Here is a 2,986-nt window from a genome sequence, read left to right as displayed (position 1 = left end):
CCACCCGGCTCACATGGCCACGCCCGCCCCACTTGCGGCTCGGGTCGCATGATCAGGGTCGCGCTGGCCGATGACGAGGCCGTCGTCCGGATGGGCCTGCGGGTCCTCGTCGAACGCGAGGCCGACCTGGAGCTGGTCGGCGAGGCGGCGGACGGCGCGGCCGCGCTCGACCTGCTCCGCCGTACCCGGCCCGACGTCCTCCTGCTGGACATCCGGATGCCCGGCATGGACGGCGTCGCCACCCTGAAGGCCATCGCCGCCGACCCCGGCCTGCGCGACGTACGGGTCATCGTGGTCACCACCTTCGAGATCGACCGCTACGTCTTCGAGTCGCTGCAAGCGGGCGCCGGCGGTTTCATCCTGAAAGAGCGTGCGCCAGAGGAACTGGCGCACGCGATCAGGGTCGTCGCGGCGGGCGAGGCGCTGCTCTCCCCCTCGGTCACCCGGCGGGTGATCGGCATGTTCGGCCGGCACCTGGCCGACGGGATCGGCCCCGCCGTCGCCGGCCTGGACGAACTGACCCCACGCGAACGCGAGATGGTCGCCTGGGTGGCGACCGGCAGGTCCAACGAGGAGATCGCCAGGGAACTGGTGCTCAGCCCGGACACGGTACGCACCCACGTGAGCCGGGCCATGGTCAAACTGCACGCCCGCGACCGCGCCCAGCTCGTGGTGTTCGCGATGCGGGCGGGCCTGACGATCCCCGGCTGACCGAGCGGCCCTGAAGCCGCCCGCCGGTCAGCGCAGAAAGCCCTCGTAGTTGCGCTGCTGGAGCTGGCTTTCGATCTGTTTGACGGTCTCCAGCCCCACGCCCACCATGATCAGGATGCTCGCGCCGCCGAACGGGAAGTTCTGCTGGGTGGCCGGATCGCGGAGCAGGACGAAAGCCACGATCGGGATCAACGACAGCACGCCGAGATAGACGGCTCCGGGCGCGGTGAGCCGGTTGAGCACGTAGTTCAGGTACTCGGCGGTCGGCCGCCCCGGGCGGATGCCCTGCACGAACCCCCCGTACGTACGCAGATTGCCGGCGATCTCCACCGGATCGAAGGTGATCGACACGTAGAAGAAGGCGAAGCCCACGATCAGCGCGAAGTAGGTGATGACGTAGACCGGATGGTCGCCGGAGACGAGGTAGCGGGTGAGCCAGGCGGCGACCGGAGTGGACTGCACGGCCGGGAAGGACGGCGCGAGCTGCGGAAGCATCAGCAGGGACGAGGTGAAGATCACCGGCACGATGCCGGCCTGGTTCACCTTGATCGGGATGTAGGTGGACGTCCCGCCGTACACCCTGCGGCCCACCATGCGCTTGGCGTACTGCACGGGGACGCGCCGCTGCCCCTGCTCCACGAACACGACGGCGGCGACCAGGAAGACGCCCAGCACCATGATCAGCGCGAAGGCGAACGGGTTCTGCCGCATGATCGTGGCCAGGTAGGAGGGGAAGACCGCGACCACCTGCGTGAAGATCAGGATCGACATGCCGTTGCCGACCCCGCGCGCGGTGACCAGCTCTCCCATCCACATGACCAGTACCGCGCCCGCCGTGATCGTGGCCACCAGCGTGCCGACGGTTAGCAGGTCGTACCCGGTCAGCAGCGGACGGTCGCAGGAGGCGAAGATCTGCCCGGAACGCGCCATCGCGACGATGGCGGTGGCGTTCAGTAGGGCGAGCGCGATCGTGAGGTAGCGGGTGTACTGCGTGACCTTGGCCGTACCCGCCTGCCCCTCCTTGCGCAGCGCCGCCATTCGGGGGATCACCACGGCCAGGAGCTGGACGAGGATACTGGCCGTGATGTAGGGCACGATGCCGAGCGCGAAGACCGAGAGCCGGAGCATTCCGCCGCCGCTGAAGAACTGGATCATGTCCAGCACGGTCCGCGAGGAGCCCGACCGGGCCTGGGTCAGACAGGCGGTGACGTTCTGGACATGCACTCCGGGGGCGGGCAGGATCTGGCCGAACCGGAACAGCACGATCATGCCGAGCGTGAACAGGAGCTTGCCGCGCAGCTCGGGCGTGCGGAACGCGCGGGCGATCACGCTCAGCACGACGGCCGCCGGGCCTGCGGATGGTTACGGGCTGCGGGAATCACAGCGGCGATTCTCGCCAGCGGGGGGCCGCCGGGGCATCCGCCAGAGCGCGGCACTCGTCGTACGCGAATCTGCGTACGGCTACCGGTGGTTGTGGCGGGCGCGGTGCGCGGCGACGTTGAAGCGGTTGGCGCACTGCGGGGAGCAGAACCTGCGGCGGCCGTTGCGCGAGGTGTCCACGAAGACGACGGCACAGCCGGGACGCTCACAGCGGCCGAGCCGGGAGCCGTCGGAGAAGGTGGCCGCCATGGCGAGGCCACTGGCGGTGACCGCGCGGACGCGGGAACCGAGGTCGGCGTCGTCGGACACGTAGTGCAGATGCGGTGGCAGGCCGTCGTGGGTGCTGACGTAGGGGCGCGAGGCGGCCGCCGCCAGCAGGTCGTTGATCAGCGCGATCTGGCGATCCCTGTCCTGCTCGCCGAAGATCGGCCGAATCCGCTCGGCCCAGGCGTACAGCCCGTCCACGTGCGCGGCCACCAGCTTGGGCCGGATGATCTCGTACGCGGCCAGCAACTCCTCCAACGCCTCAAGCCGATGATCACGGAAGTTGACGAGTGCGGCGGCGAGCGCGGCTCCATGGCCTCCGTAAGCGTTGAATTGCACAAGGCCATTACATCATCCTGGCAACATGAGCCACCGAACCTGCCGGGAAGGGGTCCACGATCCGGGAGCCCAGCGCCTGATCTCCAGCCACCTCACATCCGAGGGAGTGATCTTCTACCTGCACTGCTCCTGCGGAAGCTGGTTGATCAAAACAGCGGCCCCCTTCGACGTCATCACCACCACCATCCCCAACTGACCCACCCGGCGCGGGCTTGGCCGTGGAAGAGCGCCCGCCGGACACGAGCGCCCAACTTGCCACGCTCTCGCCCCCACCCTCCACGTACGCGAACAT

4 protein-coding genes are annotated in these 2,986 nt (G+C 68.8%); 2 read left to right on the top strand and 2 right to left on the bottom strand.

Going from position 1 to position 2,986, the window contains the following annotated elements:
* Positions 1 to 48 precede the first annotated feature (48 nt).
* Positions 49 to 711 carry a response regulator gene (locus tag C1I98_RS37275; RefSeq protein WP_111171966.1) on the top strand — a complete coding sequence of 221 codons (663 nt, stop codon included), beginning with the start codon at positions 49 to 51 and terminating at the stop codon, positions 709 to 711.
* Between the two features lie 27 nt (positions 712 to 738).
* On the opposite strand, the gene secY is transcribed toward C1I98_RS37275, so the two are convergent.
* Both secY and C1I98_RS37265 read right to left on the bottom strand, forming a co-directional pair.
* Positions 739 to 2,049 (bottom strand): preprotein translocase subunit SecY, encoded by a 1,311-nt coding sequence (secY, locus tag C1I98_RS37270; RefSeq protein WP_111171965.1) that lies wholly within the window; start codon positions 2,047 to 2,049, stop codon positions 739 to 741.
* A gap of 123 nt (positions 2,050 to 2,172) precedes the next feature.
* Positions 2,173 to 2,694, bottom strand: a complete 522-nt coding sequence (locus C1I98_RS37265) for a CGNR zinc finger domain-containing protein (protein ID WP_111171964.1) — start codon at positions 2,692 to 2,694, stop codon at positions 2,173 to 2,175.
* 25 nt (positions 2,695 to 2,719) lie between these two features.
* On the opposite strand from C1I98_RS37265, the gene C1I98_RS42255 reads away from it, so the two are divergent.
* Positions 2,720 to 2,890 (top strand): hypothetical protein, encoded by a 171-nt coding sequence (locus C1I98_RS42255; RefSeq protein WP_158558365.1) that lies wholly within the window; start codon positions 2,720 to 2,722, stop codon positions 2,888 to 2,890.
* The last annotated feature ends 96 nt before the right edge of the window (positions 2,891 to 2,986 follow it).

The sequence above is a fragment of the Spongiactinospora gelatinilytica genome, assembly GCF_003236385.1.
GTDB lineage: Bacteria > Actinomycetota > Actinomycetes > Streptosporangiales > Streptosporangiaceae > Spongiactinospora > Spongiactinospora gelatinilytica.
Note: the sequence above shows the minus strand (reverse complement) of the source record. Positions and strands in the feature narration are given on the sequence as shown.

What these genes read in the sequence shown, in the direction of transcription:
- C1I98_RS37275 (WP_111171966.1), top strand. Translation starts at nt 49, where the DNA reads ATGATCAGGGTCGCGCTGGCCGATGACGAGGCCGTCGTCCGGATGGGC.
- C1I98_RS42255 (WP_158558365.1), top strand. Translation starts at nt 2,720, where the DNA reads ATGAGCCACCGAACCTGCCGGGAAGGGGTCCACGATCCGGGAGCCCAG.